Consider the following 21,850-nt stretch of genomic DNA (forward strand, 5'->3'; position numbering starts at 1 on the left):
CGCGGTTTGCCAGTCGGATGGCCGCCGCGGCGACTCGTTTTTTCGGGGTGTTCCTTATGCTGCTTGCGCAGCCCAGCCGTGCCCGGCACCCGGTGCCGCTTTCCTTCCTGCGCGTGGTATTCCGGCCGGTGCCGGCGCGGCGGCCACTGGCCGCGCTGATGCTGGCGGTGTCCGGCCTAGCCGACGCGGCGGAACCCGCGCAGGTCTCCGATATTACGCTCCCGACGGTGTCGGTGACCGGTACGGCCACCGCATCATACAACCCGCCCGATGCCTCGGGCGCGACCCGCACCGACACGCCGCTGCGCGAGATCCCCCAGTCAGTGCGCGTGGTGCCGCGTGCCATGCTAGACGACCTTGCCGCGACCCGCTTCGACCAGACCTTCGACTATGTCAGCGGCGTTGCGCGCCAGAACAACTTCGGCGGGCTGTGGGACAACTTTGCCATGCGCGGCTTCACCGGCAACGAGAACACCGGCGCCGGCTACCTGGTCAACGGCTTCGCCGCCAACCGGGGCTATACCGCGCCGATGGACGCGGCCACCATCGATCGCGTCGAGGTGCTCAAGGGCCCGACCTCATCGCTGTACGGCAGCAGCGAGCCCGGCGGCACCTTCAACGTGGTCACGCGCCAGCCGCAGTTCCGGCCCGCGCAGCGCTATGGCTTCGAGCTGGGCACGCGCGACGGCTACCGCGCCACCGCCGACGTCACCGGACCGCTGGGCGAAGCCATCGCCGGCCGGCTGATCGCGGTGGCCGACCACCAGGGCAGCACCCGCGACTTCATCCACAGCCAGCGCTACCTGGTCGCGCCGTCGATCACGTGGATGCTCGGCAACGACACCATCCTGCAGTACGCGGCGGAATTCCAGCGCTACGCCACGCCGATGGACCGTGGCGTGGTGGCCGTCAATGGCCAGCTGGGCCGCATCCCGCGCTCGCGCTTCCTGGGCGAGCCCGGCGACGGCAGCCTGCGCGTGGACAGCCAGTCGCACCAGCTCAGCGTGGAGCACCAGTTCTCGCCGCAGTGGCAGGGCAGGCTCGGCCTGTCGTACCGCGGCGGCGCACTGGCGGGGCATTCCAGCGAGGCCACCGCGCTCGCCGCCGATGGCCACACGCTATGGCGCCAGCACCGCTACCGCGACTTCCAGTCAGACGATGTCTCGCTGCAGGCCAGCGTGACAGGCAAGTTCAGCACCGGCCCGGTCGGGCACGAGCTGCTGCTGGGCGTCGACGCCTACCGCTTCGGCAACACCATGGCGATCCTGCGCAAGAACCCCAGCGCCGCGGCCCCCTATGCGATCGACATCTACAACCCGGTCTATGGCCAGCCGGCGCCGCCGCTGGCGTGGAACATGGATACCTACGAGCGCCAGCACAATATCGGCGCGTACGCGCAGGACCAGCTCAGCCTGGGCGAGCGCTGGCGCGTGCTGGCCGGCGTGCGCTTCGACAGCTTCAGCCAGTCGCTCGACGACCATCTGCGCGGCACCCGCACCACGCAGCACCACAACGCGGTGTCGCCGCGCGTGGGCGTGAGCTACCTGGCCAGCAACAACCTGTCGCTGTTCGCCAATGCCAGCCAGTCGTTCCGGCCCAATGCCGGCACCGACGCCGCCGGCCAGCCGTTCGACCCTGAGCGCGGCCGCGCGCTGGAGGCCGGCATCAAGTTCGACAGCGACGACCGCCGCACCGGCGCCACGCTGGCCGTGTTCGAGATCCGCAAGCGCAATGTGCTGGCCGCCGACCCGGCCGATCCGTCGTTCTATCTCGCCGCCGGTGAGGCACGCAGCCGCGGCGTCGAGCTCGACGTGGCCGGGCAGCTCGGCACGCACTGGCGCGTCTCGGGCAGCTTCGCGCTGACCGATGCCGAGATCACGCAGGACACCCGCCTTGCCCCCGGCACGCCGTTGTCCAACGTGCCGCGCACCAGCGCCAGCCTGCTGGCGATGTATGAGGACGCGGCGCCGGTGGGCCAGCGCTATGGCGCAGGCGCCGGCCTGCGCTATGTCGGACGACGCCCGGGCGACGTGCAGGACAGCTTCTCCTTGCCCGCCTACGTGGTGGTGGACCTGCACGGCTACTGGCAATACAGCCGCCACGTGCGCGTGTCGCTCAACCTCGGCAACCTGTTCGACAAGACCTATTACGCCAGCTCGTACAGCAGCCTGTGGGTCGCGCCGGGCGCCGGCCGCAGCGTGCGGGTGGGCGTGCAGCTGAGCTACTGACGAGGGACCGATGATGCCGACACCCGTGGCGCGTACCGACGCATCCCATCCCCTGCCGGCCGCGACGGCGCCCGCCGCAGCGGCGCGGCCCGTTTCCGGCGCCACCCACAGGCTGCTGTCGATCGACGCCCTGCGCGGCCTGGTGATGCTGGTCATGCTGCTGGACCATGTGCGCGACATGTTCTTCCTGCACGTGCCGGTTGCCGATCCGATGGATGTTGCCGCCACCTCGCCGGCGCTGTTCTTTTCGCGGCTGCTGGCCCACCTGTGCGCGCCGGTGTTTATCGCGCTGGCGGGGGTGTCGGCCTGGCTCTACGGCAACGCCGGGCACGAGCGGCGCGCGGTCAGCGGCTTCCTGCTCAAGCGCGGCCTGTTCCTGGTGTTGCTGGAGCTGACCCTGGTGGGCTTTGCCTGGACCTGGCGCCTGCCGCCGCAGGTGATCTACCTGCAGGTGATCTGGGCCATCGGCCTGAGCATGCTGGCGCTGGCGGCGCTGGTATGGCTGCCGCGCGCGGCGCTGGTCGCGGCAGGGATTGCACTGGTGGCGGGGCACAACCTGCTGAGCCCGTTGCACTTCCCGGCCGACAGTGCCTGGCACGTGCCCTGGGCAATCTTGCACGACCGCACCTGGATCGACGTAGCCGATGGCTTGCGGGTGCGCACCTCGTATCCGGTGCTGCCGTGGATCGGCGTGATCGCGCTGGGCTATGCGGCGGGGCCGTGGTTTGCGGCAGCCATGCCGGCCCGGGCGCGGCAACTGCGCCTGGCCGGCTGCGGCGTGGCGGCGCTGGCCGGGTTTGCGTGGCTGCGCGCGCTCAACGGCTACGGCCAGGAACAGAAGTGGATGCCCGGCGCGGATGCCCTGCATACCGGGATGAGCTTTCTCAACGTGACCAAGTACCCGCCGTCGCTGCTGTTCCTGCTGCTGACGCTGGGCACGGGCTGCCTGCTGCTGGCGTGGCTGGAGCGCACGCAGGGCGGCCGGCCCGCGCGTTGCCTGGCCGTGTTCGGCGCGGTGCCGATGTTCTTCTACCTGCTGCACCTGTATGTGCTGCAGGGCCTGTACCAGCTTTGCGTGTACCGCTGGGGCCTGAACCAGGGCCGCGTGTTCGGCCTGGACCATGTCTGGCAGCTCTGGCTGGCGGCAGCAGTGCTGGCGGTGGGGCTGTGGCCGGCGGTGCGCTGGTTCGCGGCGCTGAAGGCGAGGCGGCGGAACTGGCGCTGGCTGAAGTACTTCTGACCAGTGCCCCGGGCCGCCGCGCGCAGCCTCAGCGCGGCGTGGTGGCGACAGGGGCTGGCTGGGCCGTCGCCGGAGCAGGTGCCGGCGCCTGCGGTTGCACCGCGGGCTGCGGCTGCGCGACCGGCTGTTGCTGCGCGACGGCTTGCGGCTGCGCGACGGCTTGCGGCTGCGCGACGGCTTGCGGTTGTGCGACGGCCTGCGGCTGTGCGACGGCCTGCGGCTGTGCGACGGCTTGCGGCTGTGCGACGGCTTGCGGCTGCGCGACGGCCTGCGGCTGCGCGACGGCTTGAGGCTGCGCGACGGCTTGCGGCTGCGCCACCGCCTGAGGTCGCGCGACGGCCTGCGGTTGTGCGACGGCCTGCGGCTGCGCGACGGCCTGGGGCCGCGCCGCCGCTTGCGGGCGGGCGGCGGGCGCGGCATTGGTCCCGCCGTTGGCGACCGGCGCGGCCTCGGTCACTTCACGCCAGCCGCCGCCCAGCGCCTTGTACAGCGACACGCGGCTGGTCAGTCCGGCCAGCTTGTAGGTGATCAGCGCTTGCTGCGCGGTGTAGAGCTGGCGCTGCGCATCGAACACGCCGAAGTAGTCGTCCACGCCGTTCTTGAAGCGCATCTCCGACAGCCGCCGGGTTTCGCTGCCTTCGCGCACCAGCGCTTCCTGCGCCTGCACCTGGCGCTCGTAGGTCGCGCGTGCCGCCATGCTGTCGGCCACTTCGCGGAAGGCGGTCTGGATGGTCTTCTCGTAGTTGGCGACGTTGATGTCCTTGCGCACGTTGGCCGCGTCGAGCCCGGCGCGGTTGCGGCCGGCATCGAAGATCGGCACCGTCAGCTGCGGCGCGAAAACCCAGGCCATGCCGCCCGAGAACAGCCCGGCCAGGCTGCTGCTGGCCACGCCCAGCGCGCCGGTCAGCGAGATGCGCGGGAAGAACGCCGCGCGCGCCGCGCCGATATTGGCGTTGGCGGCCTTGAGCCGGTGCTCGGCGTCGAGGATGTCGGGCCGGCGCACCAGCACGCTGGAGGGCAGGCCTTCGGGGAACTCGCGCATCAGCATGCGCGCGTCGAGCGGATCCGGCGCGGGGGCATTCGGATTCGCGGGCGCGGCATCGGCATCCAGCACCGACTTGGGCAGCGGCCCGCCGATCAGCAGCGCCAGCGCGTTCTCGTCCTGCGCGACCTGCCGGGTGTACTGCTCCACGCCCACCTGCGCGGTCTGCACCTGGGTTTGCGCGCGATGCTGGTCCAGCTGCGCCATCGCGCCCACCTGGTGCCCGCGCCGGACCATTTCCGCCGCGTCCTGCTGGGTCTTGAGCGTGTCCTGCGACAGCCGCAGCAACGCGCGGTCGGCACGCAGCGTCAGGTAGGCGCTGGCCACTTCCGCCACCAGGCTGATCTGCGCGCTGCGGCGCGCCTCTTCGGTGGCCATGTATTCCTCCAGCGCGGCATGCTTGAGGCTGCGCACGCGCCCGAAGAAATCCAGCTCGAACGCGGTCAGGCCGATGCCGGCGTTGTAGGTGGTGATCTGCGGCGACTGTCCGGCCGCGCGCAGCCGTTGCGGCAGCCGCTGCGACACCACGCCGGCACTGCCTTCCACGGTGGGGAACTGCGCCGCGCGCTGGATCTGGTACAGCGCGCGCGCTTCGTCGATGGCCAGCGTGGCCATGCGCAGGTCGCGGTTGTTGGCCAGCGCCAGCTCGATCAGCTGGCGCAGCTGCGGATCGACGAAGACATCGCGCCAGCCCAGGTCGGCGGCCGAGGGGCCGGGGCGCTGCGCCGGCTGGCCAGGCTGCGCGCTGCCGCCGGCTGGTTTGGCCTGCGAGGTGCGGTAGGCCGCGCCCTCGGGCCACGCCGACGGGATCGGGGCTTCGGGCCGCTGGTATTGCGGCTCCAGCGTGCACGCGGCAAGCGCCAGTACCAGCGCGCCAGGCAGCAGCAGGCGCGGTGGCAGGGGGGCATGGCGGCGGGGGCGGGGCAGGCTTCGCATGGATCGTTCCGGAGAGAGAAAGACTGGGAGCAGCAGGGGTCAGCCCATCAGCGCGCGCCGCATGAAGCGCGAGATCGCCAGCTTGGGCTGTCCCTGTCGGGCAATGTTGTGGGCGGGATCGGTGAACAGCAGCCGGATCAGCGCGTGGCGCGCGGCCATGCTGGCATGCAGCGCGATCCCCAGCAGCTGGCCGTCGCGGCGTACCACGCGGCACGGGATCCAGCCGGTCTGCGCCAGCCACAGCGCGCCTTCCATGCCGGGGCGGAACGCCGGCGCCAGCGGCGTGATCACGGCCACGCCGTTGCAGGACAGGTCTTTCGTGGTGACGCGGTACTCGCGCCCGTCGACGCGCAGCAGCGCGGCGGCATGGTGGGGAAAGCGCTCTTCCTTGCGCGGCCGCGGCAGCTCCACGCACACCAGCAAGGAGGCCAGGTACAGCATCAGCGCCACCCCGGTCCAGATCGTGTTGAAGGCCAGCCCTTGCGCATCGGGGTCGACCATCAGCGCGCGGCCGAGCCCCAGCGCGGAGAACCCCAGCAAGCCGGCGTACAGCGCGGCGAACTTGCCGTGGATCACCAGCTTGGAGCGGTCCAGCCCCTTGTTGGTCACCTTGAACGGCCGCCCGAACGGCTTGAACATGGCGCTGACCAGCGACGCGGTCACCGCCAGCGCCGCGACGATCTGCGTGACCTCGGTAAAGATCGGCAGCGCGCGCTGGCCGGTGATCCAGATGCTGTACGCCCAGTACGCCACCAGCGCGGGCAGGCCGTAGGCCAGGAACTGCAGCGGCTCGCCGTACAGCGTGGAGACGCCGAAGTACCAGTACAGCAGCGGACCTGCCAGCAGCATCAGCGTGAACGGCCGCGACAGCCAGTGCAGCAGCCCGTGCACATAGTGCAGGCGCTGCATCCCGGTGTAGCCGCGCCCGCGCAGCGGCCCGTCGGCGGTCAGCGCCACCTGGATCGTGCCCAGCCCCCAGCGGCTGCGCTGGCTGATGTACTCGGGCAGCCCCTCGGCGGACAGGCCCACGCTCAGGCGCTCGTTGAGCCAGCGCGTGATATAGCCGTGCGGCAGCAGCCGGTAGGTCAGGTGGATGTCCTCGGTCACGGTGCCGGTGGGGAAGCCGCCGATCAGCTCGATCAGGTCGCGCCGCACCACGAACGAGGTGCCGATGCAGAACGCCGCGCCCCAGGCATCCTTGGCCGGCTGCATCACGTCGAAGAAGGCGCGCTGCTCGTCGACCCAGCATTCGGTGGCGCGCAGGTTGTACTGGATCGGGTCGGCGTTGTAGTAGAACTGGGGCGTCTGTACCACGCCCACGCGCGGGTCGCCGAACAGGCCCACGGTGCGCAGCAGGATGTTGCGATGGGGCGCGAAATCGGCGTCCAGCACCAGGATGTAGGGCGCGCCGCCGGCGTCGGCGCTGTGGCGCAGGCCATTGTTGAGATTGCCCGCCTTGGCGTGGGCGTTATCGGGACGCGTCACGTAGTTGGCGCCGACGCGCTCGCAGAACTCGCGCAGCCAGTCGCGGCGGGTGTCGTCCAGCACCCAGACGCGGAAGTCCGGATAGTCGATCGCCAGCGCGGAGACGATGGTTTTTTCCAGGATCTCCAGGCCTTCGTTGTAGGTGGCGATGAAGATGTCCACCGGCGGCACATGCTGCGCGCGGCGCAGCGCGGCTTCGCCCGCGTCCGCATCCGGCGTGTGGTTGCTGGTGCGGGCCAGCACCACGATCGACAGCAGCGTATAGGCCAGCGTCATGCACTCGAACGCAAAGAAGGCATGGGCCCAGACGCTGGCGAAGTTCATCTGCCAGTCGGGCAGGGTTTCGCGCACGCGCCAGGTCAGGTACACGCCCAGCAGCAGCGCGGTGACGCCGCCGAACAGGATACGGTCCGCCGCACGGTCATGCCGGCACAGCAGCGACAGCAGCACCACCGCCAGCAGCACGCCGCCGTTGATGACCAGCAGCGTCTGGTTTTCCAGGAAGAGGGCGAACATCGTCAGTCCTTGTCGGGGGTGGGGCTGGCGGCGGCAATCGCCGGCGGCGGGCAGGACGGCTCCAGGCAGCCGCCCGGGCGGAACGGGTTCCAGCGCGCGGCGGCCAGCACTGCCCAGGCGGTGGCGCCCAGGTGGGGCAGGTGGAAGTAGTGGAAGTCCTCGGTGGTGGAGGTGGGACCGATCGACAGCCCGGTGCTGACGCGCGCCTGCGGGGTGGCGTAGAGCATGCCGGACGGCGCGCGCTGCGCCCGCAGCAGCGGCCACAGCGGCGCGGCCTGCTGCGACTGTCCGGCGGCCTGCAGCACCAGCGCGGCCTGTCCGGTGCCTTCGGTCCAGATGCCGTCGGGGCTGCCCTTGAAGCCGTAGCCGGCGCCGGCGCGGTGTTTCGCTTCGACCCACGCCAGGTTGCGGCGCCAGTCCTGCGGCGGGTCGGGGAAGGCGATCAGCGGCCACAGCACGGCGTCCAGCGCCGACGGGCCGGCATTGGGCGCGCGGCCGTCGTCGTGCGTGCCGATGATGAAGCGGCCCTCGCGCGGCTGCCACATGGCGCTGACAAAGCCGCGCGAGCGCGCCGCGCCGTCGCGCCAGCGCGGATCGTTGCGCAGGCTGGCCAGCCAGCTGAACGCGGCATAGGTGTCGACGTTGTGCTCGGTGGACTTCCAGCCCTGGCGGATCTGCTTGGGCTCGTGGCCGAAGAAGCCGCCGATATAGCCGGCCGGCGCGGCCGGGTCCGGCACGGTGGCATGCACCCAGCCCATCAGCGCCGCGGCGCCGTCGAGATAGCGCGCATCGCGCGTGGCCTGATGCACCGCCAGCAGCAGCAGCGCGGCCCAGGCCACGTTGCCGGTGGCGGTGCCGGCCTGGTAGGCGTCTTCGAACCAGCGCTTGCTGGGTTCGTCCCACCAGCCGGGCAGCGGCGCCGGGCCCGCCGGCAATGGCCCCGCGCGGTAGGCGTTGCGCAGGCGCGCGTCGCGGAAGTGTCGGTCCTGGCGCGCGGCCTGCAGCACCGCATCGGCAATGCGGCGGGCTTCGGCGGGCCGCTTGCACGCCACCAGCGCGATGCCGGCCAGCGCGTTGTCGTAGACAAAGGCGGCATTGCGCAGCGCGGGCGCCAGCGGCTCGCCGCCGGGCGCGGGCTCATAGCTGGCGAGGAACAGCGGGCCGTTGCCGCCGGCGCGGCCGACTTGCCCGGTCAGCGCCTTGCAGCCTTCGGCCAGCAACGCCTGCTGCGCGGCATCCGCGGCATCCGCGGGATCCGCGGCGCTGGCCGCCATCGGCGACAGCGCCAGCAGGGCGGGAAGCAGCGCGCCGGCGACCATGCGGGGCAGGCGTGCGGTCGGTATCGGCAGTCGCATCCGGCTCTCCTTTGGACCGACGCTTACAGCGAGGCCCGCAACTGGCCCAGCCAGCTCTGGTTCAGCGTGACGCGCGCCCAGCGACCCATGCCGCAGTGTCCGGACTGCGCCGCTGCCGCCGGCCCCGCCGCCGCGGCTGTGCCCGCGGTGCCGGGCGTGGCCGCGCCGCCAGACGCCGCGCCGGCCTTCGCCGGCAGGTTGCCCAGCGGGCGGTCGAGCTTGGCGATCACGTAGATCTCGTTCTTCTCGATCGGCGGGAACGGCACGAAGTAGCGCGCCTGGTCGCCGTCCGGCGCGCGCGGCAGCACCTCGGCCACCGATGCCGGCAGCGCCGTGGGCACACCGTCGACCTGCACGTTCAGGCGCGCGCCCGGCAGCAGGTTGTCGCTGAGGCTGCGCGGGAATACCGCCACCACGCTCGTCTGCGCGCAGTTGCTGGCGCGCGCCAGCGTGGCGCCGGCGGCGACGCGCATGCCCGGCTGCGCGATCAGGTCTTCGATGGTGCCGGGCTCGGGCGAGCGGATCTCCAGGTTGGAGAGACGGTCGATGCGTTCCTGCTCGGTCGCGATCATTTCGTCGACCGACTTGCCGTAGGCTTCGAGCTGCTCCAGCTCCGCCGTCAGCTGTGCCGCTTCCGCGCCCAGCACCTGGCGGCGCTGCGCGAGCGTGGCGCTGGGGCCGTCGGTGGACGACGCATAGACCTTGTTGCGCGATGCCTGGCTTTCGCCGATGGCGTTGTCGAGCTCGGCCTTGGCCGCGGCCTTGGCGTTGGACAGCATCGACAGCTGGTAGCGCGAGGCATTGGTGTAGGCCTCGCTGACCGCGCCGGCCCACTGCATGCTCTGGTTGCGGTTGACCACTTCCTGCTGCTGGTCTTCCTGGGCCTTGGCCGATGCCAGCCGCGCTTCCAGCGCGCGCACGCGCGAGGCGTGCTCGCGTTGCGCGGCGCTGTTGTAGCGCTGCAGGTCCTGCTCGGTGGCCGCCATCAGCCTGCGGTTGCTTTCCAGCCTCGCCTTGGCCGAGTCATAGCGCTGCTGGTTGTCGAGCTTCTTGCCGGTCAGGTCGACCAGCAACGAACGGTCGATGTTGGGGTTCTGCACCACCATCAGCGCCTGGTTGGCCGTGAAGGGCTGGCCCGCGGCCACCATCTGCTTCATCACCACGCCTTCCACCGGCGATGTCACCAGGCTGACGGGACTGTTCACCACCGCGCGTTCCGACGAGCGCGTAAACACATTTGGAAACATGATCGTCAGCACGGCCCAGATGATGAACAGCACCACGCCGTAGCCCGCCATGCGCGGCACGATGTGCCACAGCGGCACGGCGACCGGCTGCGGGCGCTGCACCAGCCCGTCGCCCTGGGGTTGGCGCAGCGGGGCCGGGGTCAGTGAGTGGGGGCGCGGCGGCGGGTTGTTGCGCTGGTCGGCCATGGTGTTGTTCTCCGGCAAGCAAAGTCAAAAAGCATCCCCGCCGGTATCCCGCGCAGGGATGCCGGGCGAGCGTATCCGTCAGGCAAGCGTGTGGCGTCGCGCAAGGGCTATCGCGCGTGGCCCGGCTTGCAAGTCCCCAATTCAGCTTGTTGTCTGCAGCGCGCGCGATGTGGCTGGGCCGTATCGGCGCACTTTGCAATCGGACTGACATACCGCATGCAGCGGCGTGCAGCCCGTGGAATTGCCCGGCTTCATCCAGGCAGAGTTGAACAATGGCCAGGCGATGGCCAAGACATGGCAGCCCGCTGAAGCAAAGATTCACGCACTCAGGCCGCCGCAGGTGAGTTAAGGCTAGTCAGTTGCCCCTTCGCTTGCTGTAAGAATGTGTAAGGGGAGGCTGTAGCACTGCTTAACACGGCTGCAAGGCGAGGCCGCGCAATGAGGCCGCGCAATGGGGCCGCGCAGTGAGGCCGCAGCAGCGCTAGTCGTCGCTGCCGAGCGGCGGCGCGATATGCTCCAGCGGGCGGCGTTCGGCATCGATGCCGAAGCGCAGGGCCAGCAGCCCCGCCACGATCACCAGGACCGCGCCGAAGCCGTAGCCCGCCGCCACCGCTTCGCGGCTGCCGCTCTCGATCAATGCGCCCAGCAGCAGCGGCGCGATGAAGCCGCCGGTGCCGGTGCCGACGGCATAGAACACCGAGATCGCCAGCGCGCGCATTTCCAACGGGAACACTTCGCTTGCGGTGAGGTAGGCGGAACTGGCCGCGGCGGAGGCAAGGAAGAACACGGCGGACCAGCACAGCGCTTGCGTGCGCGCGTCGAGCCAGCCCTGCACGAAGGCCCCGCCGGTCAACGCGAGGCCAATGCCGGACAGCACGTAGGTGGCGGCGATCATGCGCCGGCGCCCAACGTGGTCGAACAGCGGGCCCAGCAGCAGTGGACCCAGCGCGTTGCCCAGCGCGAACGGAAAGATGTACAGCGCCACGCGCGCTTCCGGCACGCCATAGAAGCGCGACAGCACCAGCGCATAGGTGAAGAAGATCGCGTTATAGAAAAAGGCCTGCGCCACCATCAGCGCCAGCGTGATCAGGCTGCGCTGGCGAAAGCGCCGCAGCAGCAGGCGCATGACCTCGCCCACGCCCGGGGCGGCGCGCCGGCGCATCGCCACCGCCGCGCAATCGGGCGACACCGGCGGCAGCGGCCCGTGGCTGGCGCGCACTTCGGCCTCGATCGCGGCGATGATGCGCTCGGCCTCGTCGAGCCGGCCGTGCGTGGCAAGCCAGCGCGGACTCTCCGGCACATGCCGGCGCACCAGCACGATCGCGATCGCCAGCACCGCGCCGAGCGCGAAGCAGGCGCGCCAGCCCCACACCGGACCGAATACGCGCGCATCCAGCAGCACCAGGCTGAGCCCCGCGCCCAGCGCCGCGCCCAGCCAGAAGCTGCCGTTGATGGCCAGGTTCACGCGTCCCCTTACGCGCGCGGGGATCAGTTCGTCGATGGCCGAATTGATGGCGGCATACTCGCCGCCGATACCGAGGCCGGTGCAGAAGCGGCAGGCGGCAAAGAAGGCAAAGTCGGGGGCGAAGGCGGTTGCCAGCGTCGCCACCATGTAGACCGCGAGCGTGGCCAGGAACAGCCGCTTGCGGCCGAGCCGGTCGGCCATGCGCCCGAACACCAGCGCACCCAGCACCGCGCCCGCGATGTAGAGCGAGCCCGACCAGCCCACCTGGGTTGCGCTCAGCCCCAGCGTATCGGGCCGCTCCAGCACCGCGCCGACCGAGCCGACCAGCGTGACCTCCAGGCCATCGAGCACCCACGCGACGCCCAGCGCGATCGCGACGCGCCAGTGCCAGCGCGACCACGGCAGGCGGTCGAGCCGCCCGGGGATATCGGTGCGGAAGGTGGTGTCGGGGGGCGGGCTGGCGAGCGCGGTTTCGGTTGGCATTGCCAACCAGTATAGGAAACGAGGGCAGCGGCGCTCAGCGGTACAGCACGGTCGGCAGCCAGAGGCCGATTTCAGGGAAGACGTAGAGCAGCACCAGCGCAATCACCTGGATGCCCATGAACGGCAGCATGCCGAGGAAGATCTGGTTCAGCGTGACATGGGGCGGCGCCACGCCCTTCAGGTAGAACGCGGCCATGGCCACCGGTGGCGACAGGAAGGCGGTCTGCAGGTTCAGCGCCACCAGCAGCCCGAAGAACAGCGGATCGATGCCGAAGTTGTCCAGCAGCGGGATAAAGATCGGCATGAAGATGATGATGATCTCGGTCCACTCCAGCGGCCAGCCCAGCAGGAAGATGATGAGCTGCGCCAGGATCATGAACTGCACCGGCGACAGGTTCATCGACAACACCCACTGCTCAACCAGCGCCTGCCCGCCCAGCAGCGCGAACGCGGCCGAGAAGATCGACGAGCCCACGAACAGCCAGCACACCATGGCGCTGGTCTTGGCGGTCAGCAGCACCGATTCCTTGAGTACGCGGAAGTTCAGCTGGCGGTAGGCGGCCGCGAGCAGCGCGCCGCCGAGCGAACCGACCGCGGCGGCCTCGGTGGGCGTGGCCAGCCCGAACACGATCGACCCCAGCACCGCCAGGATCAGCAGCGCCAGCGGAAAGAACGACGTCAGCAGCATCTTGAAGATTTCCACCCGCGCAAAGCTGAAGCGCCAGTAGAAATACACCAGCAGCAGCCCGACCACCGCCAGCGTGATCCAGAACCAGCGCGGTGCCGACACGGTGGCGGCGGCAGGCGTGGCTGCGGGGCGGGCATCCGCCTCGGTGGCGGCGGGCGTGGCGGGTGTCGCGGGCGCGGACGGTGCCGCGGCGGCCGGCGCCGCGGGTTCCTCTGACGGCGGCGCCGCCAGGTCATCAACCGCCGCGCTGCTCTCCTCGGCGCCGCCCAGCGACAGCGGCGACTCGACCGCGATGCTCGCCGCCGGGGAGGTGACGGCGCTGTAGATCGTGCCCATCACCAGCGCCGTCGCCAGTGCAGGCAGCAGGACGATGCCCAGCTGGCGCGCGAACACGGCACTCGGCACCTCGGCGTTGCGCGGCCCCTTGAGCGCGCGCATCAACCCCGCGCCCAGCGCCGGCAGGGCATGGGTGGCACCGCGTGCCTGCAGCGTGCGCGCCACCGGCGGCAGCGGCACCACGCGTTCCGCTTCGGGCAGTGGCGGCGCCAGCGCGGGCTTGAGCTTGGCCAGCAGCACGATGTAGAGCACATAGAGCCCGGTCAGCATCAGGCCGGGGAAGAAGGCGCCGGCATAGAGCTGCACCACGGAGACGCCCGCGGTGGCGCCGTAGACGATCAGCAGAACGGAAGGCGGGATCAGGATGCCCAGGCAGCCGCCGGCGGTCACCGCGCCGGCCGACATCGAGGTGCTGTAGCCCGCGCGCAGCATGGCCGGGAAGGCCAGCAGGCCCATCAGCGTGACCACCGCGCCGACGATGCCGGTGGCAGTAGCGAAGATCGCGCAGGTGACCAGCGTGGCCACCGCCAGCGAGCCCGGGATCCAGGCCAGCGCCAGGTGCAGGCTGCGGAACAGCTTCTCGATCAGGTTCGAGCGCTCGACCAAGTAGCCCATGAACACGAACAGCGGAACCGAGATCAGCACATCGTTGGTCATCACGGCATAAGCACGCTGCACCATCAGGTCCAGCGTCTGCTGCACCGCGATCTCTGGGTTGGCGTCGCGGTACGCCAGCCAGGCAAACAGCACGCCCATGCCCATCAGTGTGAACGCCGTCGGAAAGCCCAGCATGATCGCCACTACGATCAGCGCCAGCATCAGCAGGCCCAGGTGCCCGCTGGTCCAGTCCCCCGGAGCGGGCATGAACCACGCCACGGCACCGATGATCAGCGTCATCAGGCTCACGCCAAACCACAGTTCCTTCCTCATCGACCGGCTCCCGGCGGGTTGTCGCGCGGTGGCGGCGCCTCGGCCAGTTCTGCCGTGGGCGTGCCCTGCACCATCTCCTTGAGCTTGTCGACGTCGACCTCTTCGACATCGCCTTCGCGCAGCGGCCAGTTACCGGTGCGCAGGCACAGCACGCAGCGGATGGTCTCGGCCACGCCCTGCAACAGCAGCAGCGCGCCGGCCACCGGGATGACCGCCTTGAACGGATAGATCGGCGGGCCGTCAGCGGCGATCGAAGAGTGTTCGTTCTGCGCCAGCGAGACCTCGAAGAAGTCGATGCCGGCCCAGGCCAGCGCGATCACGCCGGGGAAGAAGAACGCCAGGTACAGCACCAGGTCGATGCCGGCCTGCATCCGCGGCGACAGGAAGCCGTAGAGGATATCGCCGCGCACGTGGCCGCGCTTGGCCAGGGTGTAGGCGCCCGCCAGCATGAACAGCGTGCCGTACAGCATGTTGCTGGCGTCGAACACCCAGGCGTGCGGGGCCCCCAGCGCATAGCGCGAGAACACCTCGTAGCTGATCATCAGCGTGAGCGCGATGATCAGCCACGAGGCGGCCTGGCCGACGAAGGTGCTGAGCCAGTCGATGCGCAGCAGCAGGCGTTGCACAGCGCGCGTCCCGGGGGCTCAGCTGCGCTTGGAGAAGTAATGGCTGGAGGCCAGCCGGTAGTCGACGTTGGTGTCGTTCTGCCAGCGCGTGGAGCGCTGCGCGAAGGCCTTCATCGAATCATTGACCTTCTTGAACATGGGATTCTCTTTTTCCTTGCGCGCCACGATCTCGTCCCAGATCTTCAACTGCGCCTGCAGTATCGAGTTGGGGGTGGCGTAGAACTTCACCCCCTGCTGCTGCAGCGCCTGGTAGTCCTTGGAGTAGCGGTCGATGGCCTTCATCGACATGTCGGCCGAGGCCGCGTCCACCGCGTTGGCGATCAGCGCCTTGAGCTTGGGCGGCAGCGCGTCGTAGCGCTTCTTGTTGAACAGGATCTCGAATTGCTCGGAGCACTGGTGGAAGCTGCGCAGCATGCAGACCTTGGACACGTCCTGGAAGCCCAGCGCGCGGTCGGAGCTGGCGTTGTTGAACTCCGCCGCATCGAGCAGGCCGCGGTCCAGCGCGGGCACGATCTCGGCGCCCGGCAGCGCGTTCACCGCGGCGCCCAGGCCGGTGAAGATATCGATCGACAGGCCGACGGTGCGGAACTTCAGCCCCTTGAAGTCTTCCGGCTTGGTGATGGGCTTCTTGAACCAGCCCAGCGGCTGGGTCGGCATCGGCCCGTACAAGAACGAGACCACGTCCAGGTTCAGGCTGCGGTAGATCTCCTGCTGCAGTTCCTTGCCGCCGCCGTACTTGTGCCAGGCCAGCAGCATGTTGGGGTCCATGCCCCAGGCCGGCCCCGAGCCCCACAGCGCCAGCGCCGAATTTTTACCGTACCAGTACGCGATCACGCCATGGCCGCCATCCAGCGTGCCCTTGCTGACCGCGTCGATCAGGTCGAAGGCCTTGACCACTGCGCCAGCGGGCAGCAATTCGATCTTGAGATCGCCGCCCGACATGTCGTTCACCTTGGTGACGAAGTCGCCGGCGAACTCGTGGAAAATATCCTTGGTCGGCCAGGTACTCTGCCAGCGCATCGTGACCGGCCCCTGCGCCTTGACGATGGCCGGAAAGCCCATGGCGGCCGCCCCCGCGGCGGCGCCGGCAGCGCCGCCCAGGAAGCCGCGCCGGGAAACGCTGCTGCTTTTGCCGCTGCTCTCGCCGCTGCTCCGCCCATCTGATTTCCTCGCCCTGGATGCCATGACCGTCTCCCTCTAATGAGTGTGGGACTACCCGCGAGCGTGCCGGCCATGGGGACCGAGGCCACTCGCCACTGACGCGAACACCGGAAAAGTCGGGAAAAGCTGGAGCATGCGGGGCCAGCGGACGCGCGGCAGGCCTGCGGACGGGCAGGGATGCCGGGCAGGTGGCCCGTGATTCCCTTCATGGTAGGAAAGGCACAGGGAACCACAATCTAGGGATTACCCGTGCGGTGTGCGCCGGTGCACTTTCCGTTCGGGCAGGATGCGCCTGCCGCAGGCTCAGGCGCGCGCGATGCCGACCGTGAAGCTGGCCTCGAGCATCCCCGCCGCGTCGGCGGCCTGCCGCACCGCCATCAGGTTGGGACGCGTCCCCGCGATGGGGTCCTGCACGGTGGCGCGCGACGGCACGCCGTGCGCACGGTAGGCCGGATGGCCGCCCAGGACTTCCCGGTTGAGCGCGTCGCTGAAATAGAGCTGGCTGGTCAACGCTTCGGCGCGGCCGAGCAGCACCTTGAAGTGGATATGGATGGCGCGGGACGGGTACCAGCCCGGATAGATCGAGGTGAAGGTGGCGACGCCGTCGCTGTTCGCCGGCTGGACGCCGCGCAGGAAGCGCGCCTGCCGGTCACCGCGGCCTTCGCCGCTGTAGTGGCCTTGCGCATCGCAGTGCCAGATGCTGACCAGGGCACCCGGCACCGGCGCGCAGCCGCGCCCGGCGTCGACCACCCGGATGCGCACGCGCAGCGGCTGGCCGGGGCGGCCGTCGCGGATATCGGCGCGCACCAGGGCATCGTCCAGGTAGAACGGGCCTTCGGTGGCGGCCGGGGTCAGCAGGCACGCCGCGGGCGTTGCCGCCGCGGCCGTGCCCGGCGCGATGCCGGCCGCGGCCAGCAGGCCCAGGTCGCGCAGGAAGCGGCGGCGCGCCGCGTCGGGGTCTGCCGGGACGCCGGCATCAGGGACCGGGCCCGTGGTCATGGTGGCCTCCGTGGTGTTGCGAGTGGGCCGGACGGCGCTTGGCGCGCGCTGGCCGGGGCCGGGGCCTCAGCGTCCCATGGCCTTGAGCATGGAATAGCCGTGGCTGGTGATGCGCGGCGCCTGGCGGCGGCCATGCAGCACTTCCAGGTGAACGAATCGCTTTTCGACCAGGGCCTTGAGGTCGGTGGGATCGATCTGGCGGGAATCGGTGGAATCGAGGGAATCGGGGCCATCGCTCAGCAATAGCAGCGTGGCAAGTTCATGCGGGCTCAGCACGTTCGTCTCCTTGGCTAGAGGGGGGCGTTTGCTGGGAGTCTGCGCGGCGACATCGCGCCTGCGGAAGGGCGTTGCACGATTGCGGGACGATCCGGCACGGACGCTGCATGTTGCGCTGCAGTGCCGCAGCGCAGCCACCGCAGCCCGGCCGGGTATCTCGCGCAATCCACTGGTTTGACGGGAGCCTCCGCGCGCGGTTCCGTGCCGCCGCCGGCCGTTACATGTGACCCACTGTCGTAGCGCCGTCATTCCCATATTAGCCGGCCCCGATGACAAGGCGATGGCCATGTCGGCATCGAGGGCAAAGGGAGCGGCAGCCATCCGCTCCCCGTCATGCCGTCGCCGTTACTGCCCCTGGCGCGCGCGCCAGGCTTCGTACAGGTCGACGCCCTGGTCGCGGGCCGGTACATAGGCCAGCTTCATCTCGCGCTGGTCGAGCGGACGGGCCAACTCGACGTAGCCGCGCTCGGCGGACAGGTCGTAAGGGGCGCCGTCCTCATTGGAATACGCGTAGTAGACCGCCTCGACCCCGGCCAGGTACATCGCGGTCAGGCACATCGGGCAGGGATAGCCGCTGGCGTACACGGTGCAGCCGCTCAGGTCGGGCTTGCCCAGCGCGCGGCTGGCGGCGCGCACCGCCTGCATCTCGGCATGCGCGCTGGGGTCGCAGGTGGCATCGACCTCGTTGACCGCGCGGGCCAGCACCGTGCCGTCCCTGACCACCACGGCGCCAAAGGGCCAGGTATTGCGCTCGCGCACGTTCTCCATGGCGAGGCGGATGGAATCCAGCAGATAGGCTTCGGTTGTCGACACGCGTTGTCTCCGGTCAGGCCTGGCCCGCGCAGGCGGACGTGATGCGGGCCTCGCGACTATAGGCCAGCGTGTGCGGGGAGGGTGGCGCGCGTTGTTATAGAGCGTATTCGGGCGCCGGCTGGCCATTGCCGTTGGCACTGGCGCGCATTCGAATCCTTAACTTCGCGTGCCGCGGGCGGCGTGCCAGAATGCGGCCGATGTCTCCCTGCACCTCGCCCTCACCGCGCCCATGGTGCATTCGCTGAAAGGATTCCCCATGCTGCCGGCGCGCCTGCTCATTGCCCTGTCCCTGTTCATTGCCATGCTGACTTCCATCCCTGCCGCTGCGAGCGCAACGCCCGAGCAACAACTGCGCGAAGCCGCGGCGCGCGGCGACGCCGCGCAGGTCAGCGCGCTGCTGGCCCGGGGCGCGAGCATCGACGCGCGCGATGCGCAGGGACGCACCGCGCTGCTGCTGGCCACGCACCACAACCGCGTGCAGGCAGCGCGAGTGCTGATCGATGCCGGCGCCGACGTGAACGCGCAGGACGCGATCCACGACAGTCCCTACCTGTATGCCGGCGCGCGCGGCCACAACGAGATCCTGCGCCTGACGCTGGCGCACGGCGCCGACCTGCGCAGCACCAACCGCTACGGCGGCACCGCGCTGATCCCCGCCGCCGAGCGCGGCCACGTCGAGACCGTGCGCATGCTGATCGCGGCCGGCGTGGCGGTGGACCACGTGAACAAGCTCAAGTGGACGGCCTTGCTCGAGGCCATCATCCTGGGCAACGGCGGTCCGGCCCATACCGAGATCGTGGGCCTGCTGGTCAAGGCCGGCGCCAACGTGAACCTGGCCGACGGCGATGGGGTTTCGCCGCTGCAGCACGCGCGCCAGCGCGGGTATATACAGATCGAGCAGATCCTCGCTGCCGCCGGCGCACGCTGAGCGGCCCGGGCCGCAGCGCAGGCGCGCGGCTGCCTGCCTTTGCGTGTCAGCCCGGATGCACTACAACCAGTAGTGCGGTGGCCGTGGTCTTGCCACCATTGGAGATCGCATGTGCGACATCGGCCGCATAGCGCGCGGTCTCGCCGTGCCGCAGCTTCTTCTCATCGGCGCCCGCGCGCACCGTCATCGATCCGCTCAGCACCGACAGGTGTTCCTGGGTGCCGGCCTCGTGCGGCTCGGAGGACAGCACGCCGCCGGCCTGGATGGTCAGCTCATACCACTCGAAACGTCCGGCCAGATCGATCGGGCCCAGGATGCGCAGGTCGCAGCGCGTGTCGGGGCTCTTCAGCGACGGGATCGCGTGCGGCTGGACCACGGTGATGCCGCCGCCGGGACGCTCCGCGGCGCCGCCGGCGAGGAAGTCGGTCAGGCTCACGCCGAGCGCATTGGCCAGGCGCCACAGCACCGCCACGGTCGGATTGGCCAGGTTGCGTTCGATCTGCGACAGCATCGACTTGGAAACCCCGGCGCGGCGCGACAGTTCATCGAGCGACAGCCGCTGCTGCTGGCGCAGCGCCTGCAGCGCCATGCCGACGGCGGGCGGCCCGTCGGCCTGCGGGGTCTGGACCAGGGCTTGCGTCATGGAATGATGTTCGTTATATTGCGCAAAACGTTCGATATACAGAACGTGTTCGATTTATCGATCGGATCGTAGCACACCCAGCCACCCTCGACCCTAACGGAGCCAAGCCATGCCGAATGCCCAGGCGTTCTATGCGTCCATCCGCGACGAGCTGCAATCCATCCGCGACGCCGGGCTGTACAAGAACGAGCGCGTGATCGCCACGCCGCAGGGCGCGCGCGTGCGCACCAGCGACGGACGCGAGGTCATCAACCTGTGCGCCAACAACTACCTGGGCTTGTCTTCGCATCCGCGCGTGATCGAGGCCGCGCACGAAGCGCTGCGCACGCATGGCTTCGGCCTCAGTTCGGTGCGCTTCATCTGCGGCACCCAGGACCTGCACAAGACGCTGGAGGCGCGGCTGTCTAACTTCCTCGGCACCGAGGACACCATCCTCTACGGCTCGGCCTTCGATGCCAATGGCGGGCTGTTCGAAGCGCTGCTGGGCGCGGAAGACGCGGTCATCAGCGATGCGCTCAACCATGCCTCGATCATCGACGGCATCCGTCTGTCCAAGGCGCGGCGCTACCGCTACCAGCACAACGACATGGACGACCTGCGCGGGCAGCTGGAACAGGCGCGCGCGGACGGCGCGCGCTACACGCTGGTGTTCTCCGACGGCGTGTTCTCGATGGACGGCACCGTGGCGCGCCTGGACGCCATGCGCGCGCTGTGCGACGAGTATGGCGCGCTGCTGGGCATCGACGAATGCCATGCCACCGGCTTCATGGGCCAGCGCGGCCGCGGCACGCACGAGGCGCGCGGCGTGTTCGGCAAGATCGACATCATCACCGGCACGCTGGGCAAGGCGCTGGGCGGCGCCTCGGGCGGCTTCACCAGCGCGCGCAAGGAAGTGGTGGCGCTGCTGCGCCAGCGCTCGCGGCCGTATCTGTTTTCGAATACGGTGGCGCCGGCGATCGTGGGCGCGTCGATCGCGGTGCTCGATATCCTTGAAGGCAGCACCGAGCTGCGCGACCGGCTCGAGCGCAACACCAGGTTCTTCCGCGCCGGGCTGGACCAGCTTGGCTTCGACGTCAAGGCGGGCGACCACCCCATCGTCCCGATCATGGTCTACGACGCCGACAAGGCGCAGCAGCTGGCGCAGCGGCTGCTGGAGCTGGGCGTGTACGTGGTCGGCTTCTTCTATCCGGTGGTGCCGAAGGGGCAGGCGCGCATCCGCGTGCAGATGAGCGCGCTGCATGACGAGGCCACGCTGCAGGCGGCGCTGGACGCCTTCGGCCAGGCCGGCCGCGAACTGGGGTTGATCTGATGGAAGCAGGCAACCCCAAGGTCCTGATCGTCGGTGCCAATGGCCAGATCGGGTCCGAGCTGGCGCTGGCCCTGGCCGAGCGCTACGGCCGCGGCAACGTGATCACCTCCGACGTGGTGCCGACCGGCCGCCACGTGCAGCTGACCCACGAAATGCTCAACGCCACCGACCGCGGCGAGCTGGCCACGGTGGTCGAGCGCCATGGCATCACCCAGGTCTACCTGCTGGCCGCGGCGCTGTCCGCCACCGGCGAGAAGGCACCGCAGTGGGCCTGGAACCTCAACATGACCAGCCTGCTCAACGTGCTGGAGCTGGCGCGGCAGACCGGGCTGGAGCGGGTGTTCTGGCCCAGCTCGATCGCCGCCTTCGGCCCCACCACGCCGGCCGCGCACACGCCGCAGCAGACCGTGATGGAGCCGACCACGGTCTACGGCATCTCCAAGCAGGCGGGCGAGGGGTGGTGCCGCTGGTATCACGCCAACCATGGCGTCGACGTGCGCAGCGTGCGCTATCCCGGCCTGATCTCGCACAAGACCCCGCCCGGCGGCGGCACCACCGACTATGCCGTCGACATCTTCCATGCGGCGGTGAAGGGCGAGCCCTACACCTGCTTCCTGCGCGAGGACGAGGCCCTGCCGATGATGTACATGCCCGATGCCATCCGCGCCACCATCGAACTGATGGAAGCGCCGGCGCACCGCCTCAACGAGCGCGGCAGCTACAACATCGCCGGCATGAGCTTTACCCCGGCGCAGATCGCCGCGGCCATCCGCGAGCAGGTGCCGGGCTTCCAGATCCGCTACGAACCGGACTATCGCCAGGCGATCGCGCAGGGCTGGCCGGATTCGATCGACGACGCGGTCGCGCGCGCGGACTGGGGCTGGCGGGCGCAGTACGGACTGCGCGAGATGGTGGCCGACATGCTGGCCAACCTGAGGGCGACGTTGCCGGCCTGAGC

The 21,850-nt window shown here is 69.8% G+C and carries 18 protein-coding genes; 6 read left to right on the top strand and 12 right to left on the bottom strand.

The window, feature by feature from the left end; translation table 11 throughout:
* The first annotated feature begins 56 nt into the window (after positions 1 to 56).
* Complete coding sequence (locus FHX60_RS06675; RefSeq protein WP_183282854.1) at positions 57 to 2,228, top strand: TonB-dependent siderophore receptor; 2,172 nt, start codon at positions 57 to 59, stop codon at positions 2,226 to 2,228.
* Between the two features lie 10 nt (positions 2,229 to 2,238).
* Positions 2,239 to 3,468, top strand: coding sequence for an acetyltransferase domain-containing protein (locus tag FHX60_RS06680; protein WP_183282855.1), 1,230 nt, complete (start codon positions 2,239 to 2,241; stop codon positions 3,466 to 3,468).
* Positions 3,469 to 3,496: 28 nt separating this feature from the next.
* On the opposite strand, the gene FHX60_RS06685 is transcribed toward FHX60_RS06680, so the two are convergent.
* From FHX60_RS06685 to FHX60_RS06720, 8 genes are all read right to left on the bottom strand, one after another.
* A complete protein-coding gene (locus FHX60_RS06685) occupies positions 3,497 to 5,446 on the bottom strand; it encodes an efflux transporter outer membrane subunit (RefSeq protein WP_183282856.1) in 1,950 nt (649 codons plus the stop codon).
* Positions 5,447 to 5,485: 39 nt separating this feature from the next.
* Positions 5,486 to 7,447: a glycosyltransferase gene (locus tag FHX60_RS06690; RefSeq protein WP_183282857.1), complete on the bottom strand. Its 1,962-nt coding sequence runs from the start codon at positions 7,445 to 7,447 to the stop codon at positions 5,486 to 5,488.
* Positions 7,448 to 7,449: 2 nt separating this feature from the next.
* Positions 7,450 to 8,802: a hypothetical protein gene (locus FHX60_RS06695; protein WP_183282858.1), complete on the bottom strand. Its 1,353-nt coding sequence runs from the start codon at positions 8,800 to 8,802 to the stop codon at positions 7,450 to 7,452.
* A gap of 23 nt (positions 8,803 to 8,825) precedes the next feature.
* A complete protein-coding gene (locus tag FHX60_RS06700) occupies positions 8,826 to 10,235 on the bottom strand; it encodes an HlyD family secretion protein (RefSeq protein ID WP_112774982.1) in 1,410 nt (469 codons plus the stop codon).
* 481 nt (positions 10,236 to 10,716) lie between these two features.
* Positions 10,717 to 12,183 (bottom strand): MFS transporter, encoded by a 1,467-nt coding sequence (locus FHX60_RS06705; RefSeq protein ID WP_183282859.1) that lies wholly within the window; start codon positions 12,181 to 12,183, stop codon positions 10,717 to 10,719.
* A 34-nt stretch (positions 12,184 to 12,217) separates the two neighbouring features.
* The gene (locus FHX60_RS06710) at positions 12,218 to 14,137 is read right to left on the bottom strand and encodes a TRAP transporter large permease (protein ID WP_183282860.1); all 1,920 of its coding nucleotides are present in this window, start codon (positions 14,135 to 14,137) and stop codon (positions 12,218 to 12,220) included.
* Positions 14,134 to 14,763, bottom strand: a complete 630-nt coding sequence (locus FHX60_RS06715; protein ID WP_092313260.1) for a TRAP transporter small permease subunit — start codon at positions 14,761 to 14,763, stop codon at positions 14,134 to 14,136. The genes FHX60_RS06710 and FHX60_RS06715 overlap by 4 nt, the downstream gene beginning before the upstream one ends.
* Before the next feature lie 18 nt (positions 14,764 to 14,781).
* Positions 14,782 to 15,825: a TRAP transporter substrate-binding protein gene (locus FHX60_RS06720; RefSeq protein WP_244981354.1), complete on the bottom strand. Its 1,044-nt coding sequence runs from the start codon at positions 15,823 to 15,825 to the stop codon at positions 14,782 to 14,784.
* Between FHX60_RS06720 and FHX60_RS27580 the strand changes: the two genes are divergently transcribed.
* Positions 15,824 to 15,964, top strand: a complete 141-nt coding sequence (locus FHX60_RS27580) for a hypothetical protein (RefSeq protein WP_220091217.1) — start codon at positions 15,824 to 15,826, stop codon at positions 15,962 to 15,964. The genes FHX60_RS06720 and FHX60_RS27580 overlap by 2 nt on opposite strands.
* Before the next feature lie 263 nt (positions 15,965 to 16,227).
* Here FHX60_RS27580 and FHX60_RS06725 read toward each other — a convergent pair whose 3' ends face one another.
* The 3 genes from FHX60_RS06725 to FHX60_RS06735 all read right to left on the bottom strand — a co-directional run bounded on the left by FHX60_RS06725 (position 16,228) and on the right by FHX60_RS06735 (position 18,012).
* Complete coding sequence (locus tag FHX60_RS06725) at positions 16,228 to 16,923, bottom strand: intradiol ring-cleavage dioxygenase (RefSeq protein ID WP_183282861.1); 696 nt, start codon at positions 16,921 to 16,923, stop codon at positions 16,228 to 16,230.
* Positions 16,924 to 16,989: 66 nt separating this feature from the next.
* Positions 16,990 to 17,199 (bottom strand): hypothetical protein, encoded by a 210-nt coding sequence (locus FHX60_RS06730; RefSeq protein WP_092313251.1) that lies wholly within the window; start codon positions 17,197 to 17,199, stop codon positions 16,990 to 16,992.
* 345 nt (positions 17,200 to 17,544) lie between these two features.
* Positions 17,545 to 18,012, bottom strand: a complete 468-nt coding sequence (locus FHX60_RS06735; RefSeq protein ID WP_082819085.1) for a nucleoside deaminase — start codon at positions 18,010 to 18,012, stop codon at positions 17,545 to 17,547.
* Positions 18,013 to 18,268: 256 nt separating this feature from the next.
* Here FHX60_RS06735 and FHX60_RS06740 point away from each other — a divergent pair, with 256 nt between their 5' ends.
* Positions 18,269 to 18,940: an ankyrin repeat domain-containing protein gene (locus tag FHX60_RS06740; RefSeq protein ID WP_183282862.1), complete on the top strand. Its 672-nt coding sequence runs from the start codon at positions 18,269 to 18,271 to the stop codon at positions 18,938 to 18,940.
* A 46-nt stretch (positions 18,941 to 18,986) separates the two neighbouring features.
* On the opposite strand, the gene FHX60_RS06745 is transcribed toward FHX60_RS06740, so the two are convergent.
* Positions 18,987 to 19,583: a helix-turn-helix domain-containing protein gene (locus FHX60_RS06745; protein WP_183282863.1), complete on the bottom strand. Its 597-nt coding sequence runs from the start codon at positions 19,581 to 19,583 to the stop codon at positions 18,987 to 18,989.
* A 109-nt stretch (positions 19,584 to 19,692) separates the two neighbouring features.
* Here FHX60_RS06745 and kbl point away from each other — a divergent pair, with 109 nt between their 5' ends.
* Positions 19,693 to 20,892, top strand: a complete 1,200-nt coding sequence (gene kbl / locus FHX60_RS06750; protein ID WP_183282864.1) for a glycine C-acetyltransferase — start codon at positions 19,693 to 19,695, stop codon at positions 20,890 to 20,892.
* Positions 20,892 to 21,848 (top strand): L-threonine 3-dehydrogenase, encoded by a 957-nt coding sequence (locus FHX60_RS06755; RefSeq protein ID WP_183282865.1) that lies wholly within the window; start codon positions 20,892 to 20,894, stop codon positions 21,846 to 21,848. Before kbl ends, FHX60_RS06755 begins: the two co-directional genes overlap by 1 nt.
* Positions 21,849 to 21,850: the final 2 nt, after the last annotated feature.

Origin of the sequence: Cupriavidus alkaliphilus (assembly GCF_014191175.1) — a bacterium.
GTDB classification, from domain to species: Bacteria; Pseudomonadota; Gammaproteobacteria; order Burkholderiales; family Burkholderiaceae; genus Cupriavidus; species Cupriavidus alkaliphilus.

What these genes read in the sequence shown, in the direction of transcription:
- FHX60_RS06685 (WP_183282856.1), bottom strand. Translation starts at nt 5,446, where the DNA reads ATGCGAAGCCTGCCCCGCCCCCGCCGCCATGCCCCCCTGCCACCGCGC.
- FHX60_RS27580 (WP_220091217.1), top strand. Translation starts at nt 15,824, where the DNA reads ATGGCGGCCGCCCCCGCGGCGGCGCCGGCAGCGCCGCCCAGGAAGCCG.
- FHX60_RS06710 (WP_183282860.1), bottom strand. Translation starts at nt 14,137, where the DNA reads ATGAGGAAGGAACTGTGGTTTGGCGTGAGCCTGATGACGCTGATCATC.
- FHX60_RS06690 (WP_183282857.1), bottom strand. Translation starts at nt 7,447, where the DNA reads ATGTTCGCCCTCTTCCTGGAAAACCAGACGCTGCTGGTCATCAACGGC.
- FHX60_RS06745 (WP_183282863.1), bottom strand. Translation starts at nt 19,583, where the DNA reads ATGACGCAAGCCCTGGTCCAGACCCCGCAGGCCGACGGGCCGCCCGCC.
- FHX60_RS06680 (WP_183282855.1), top strand. Translation starts at nt 2,239, where the DNA reads ATGATGCCGACACCCGTGGCGCGTACCGACGCATCCCATCCCCTGCCG.
- FHX60_RS06740 (WP_183282862.1), top strand. Translation starts at nt 18,269, where the DNA reads ATGCTGCCGGCGCGCCTGCTCATTGCCCTGTCCCTGTTCATTGCCATG.
- FHX60_RS06725 (WP_183282861.1), bottom strand. Translation starts at nt 16,923, where the DNA reads ATGACCACGGGCCCGGTCCCTGATGCCGGCGTCCCGGCAGACCCCGAC.
- FHX60_RS06700 (WP_112774982.1), bottom strand. Translation starts at nt 10,235, where the DNA reads ATGGCCGACCAGCGCAACAACCCGCCGCCGCGCCCCCACTCACTGACC.
- FHX60_RS06695 (WP_183282858.1), bottom strand. Translation starts at nt 8,802, where the DNA reads ATGCGACTGCCGATACCGACCGCACGCCTGCCCCGCATGGTCGCCGGC.
- FHX60_RS06675 (WP_183282854.1), top strand. Translation starts at nt 57, where the DNA reads ATGCTGCTTGCGCAGCCCAGCCGTGCCCGGCACCCGGTGCCGCTTTCC.
- kbl (WP_183282864.1), top strand. Translation starts at nt 19,693, where the DNA reads ATGCCGAATGCCCAGGCGTTCTATGCGTCCATCCGCGACGAGCTGCAA.
- FHX60_RS06720 (WP_244981354.1), bottom strand. Translation starts at nt 15,825, where the DNA reads ATGGGCTTTCCGGCCATCGTCAAGGCGCAGGGGCCGGTCACGATGCGC.
- FHX60_RS06705 (WP_183282859.1), bottom strand. Translation starts at nt 12,183, where the DNA reads ATGCCAACCGAAACCGCGCTCGCCAGCCCGCCCCCCGACACCACCTTC.
- FHX60_RS06755 (WP_183282865.1), top strand. Translation starts at nt 20,892, where the DNA reads ATGGAAGCAGGCAACCCCAAGGTCCTGATCGTCGGTGCCAATGGCCAG.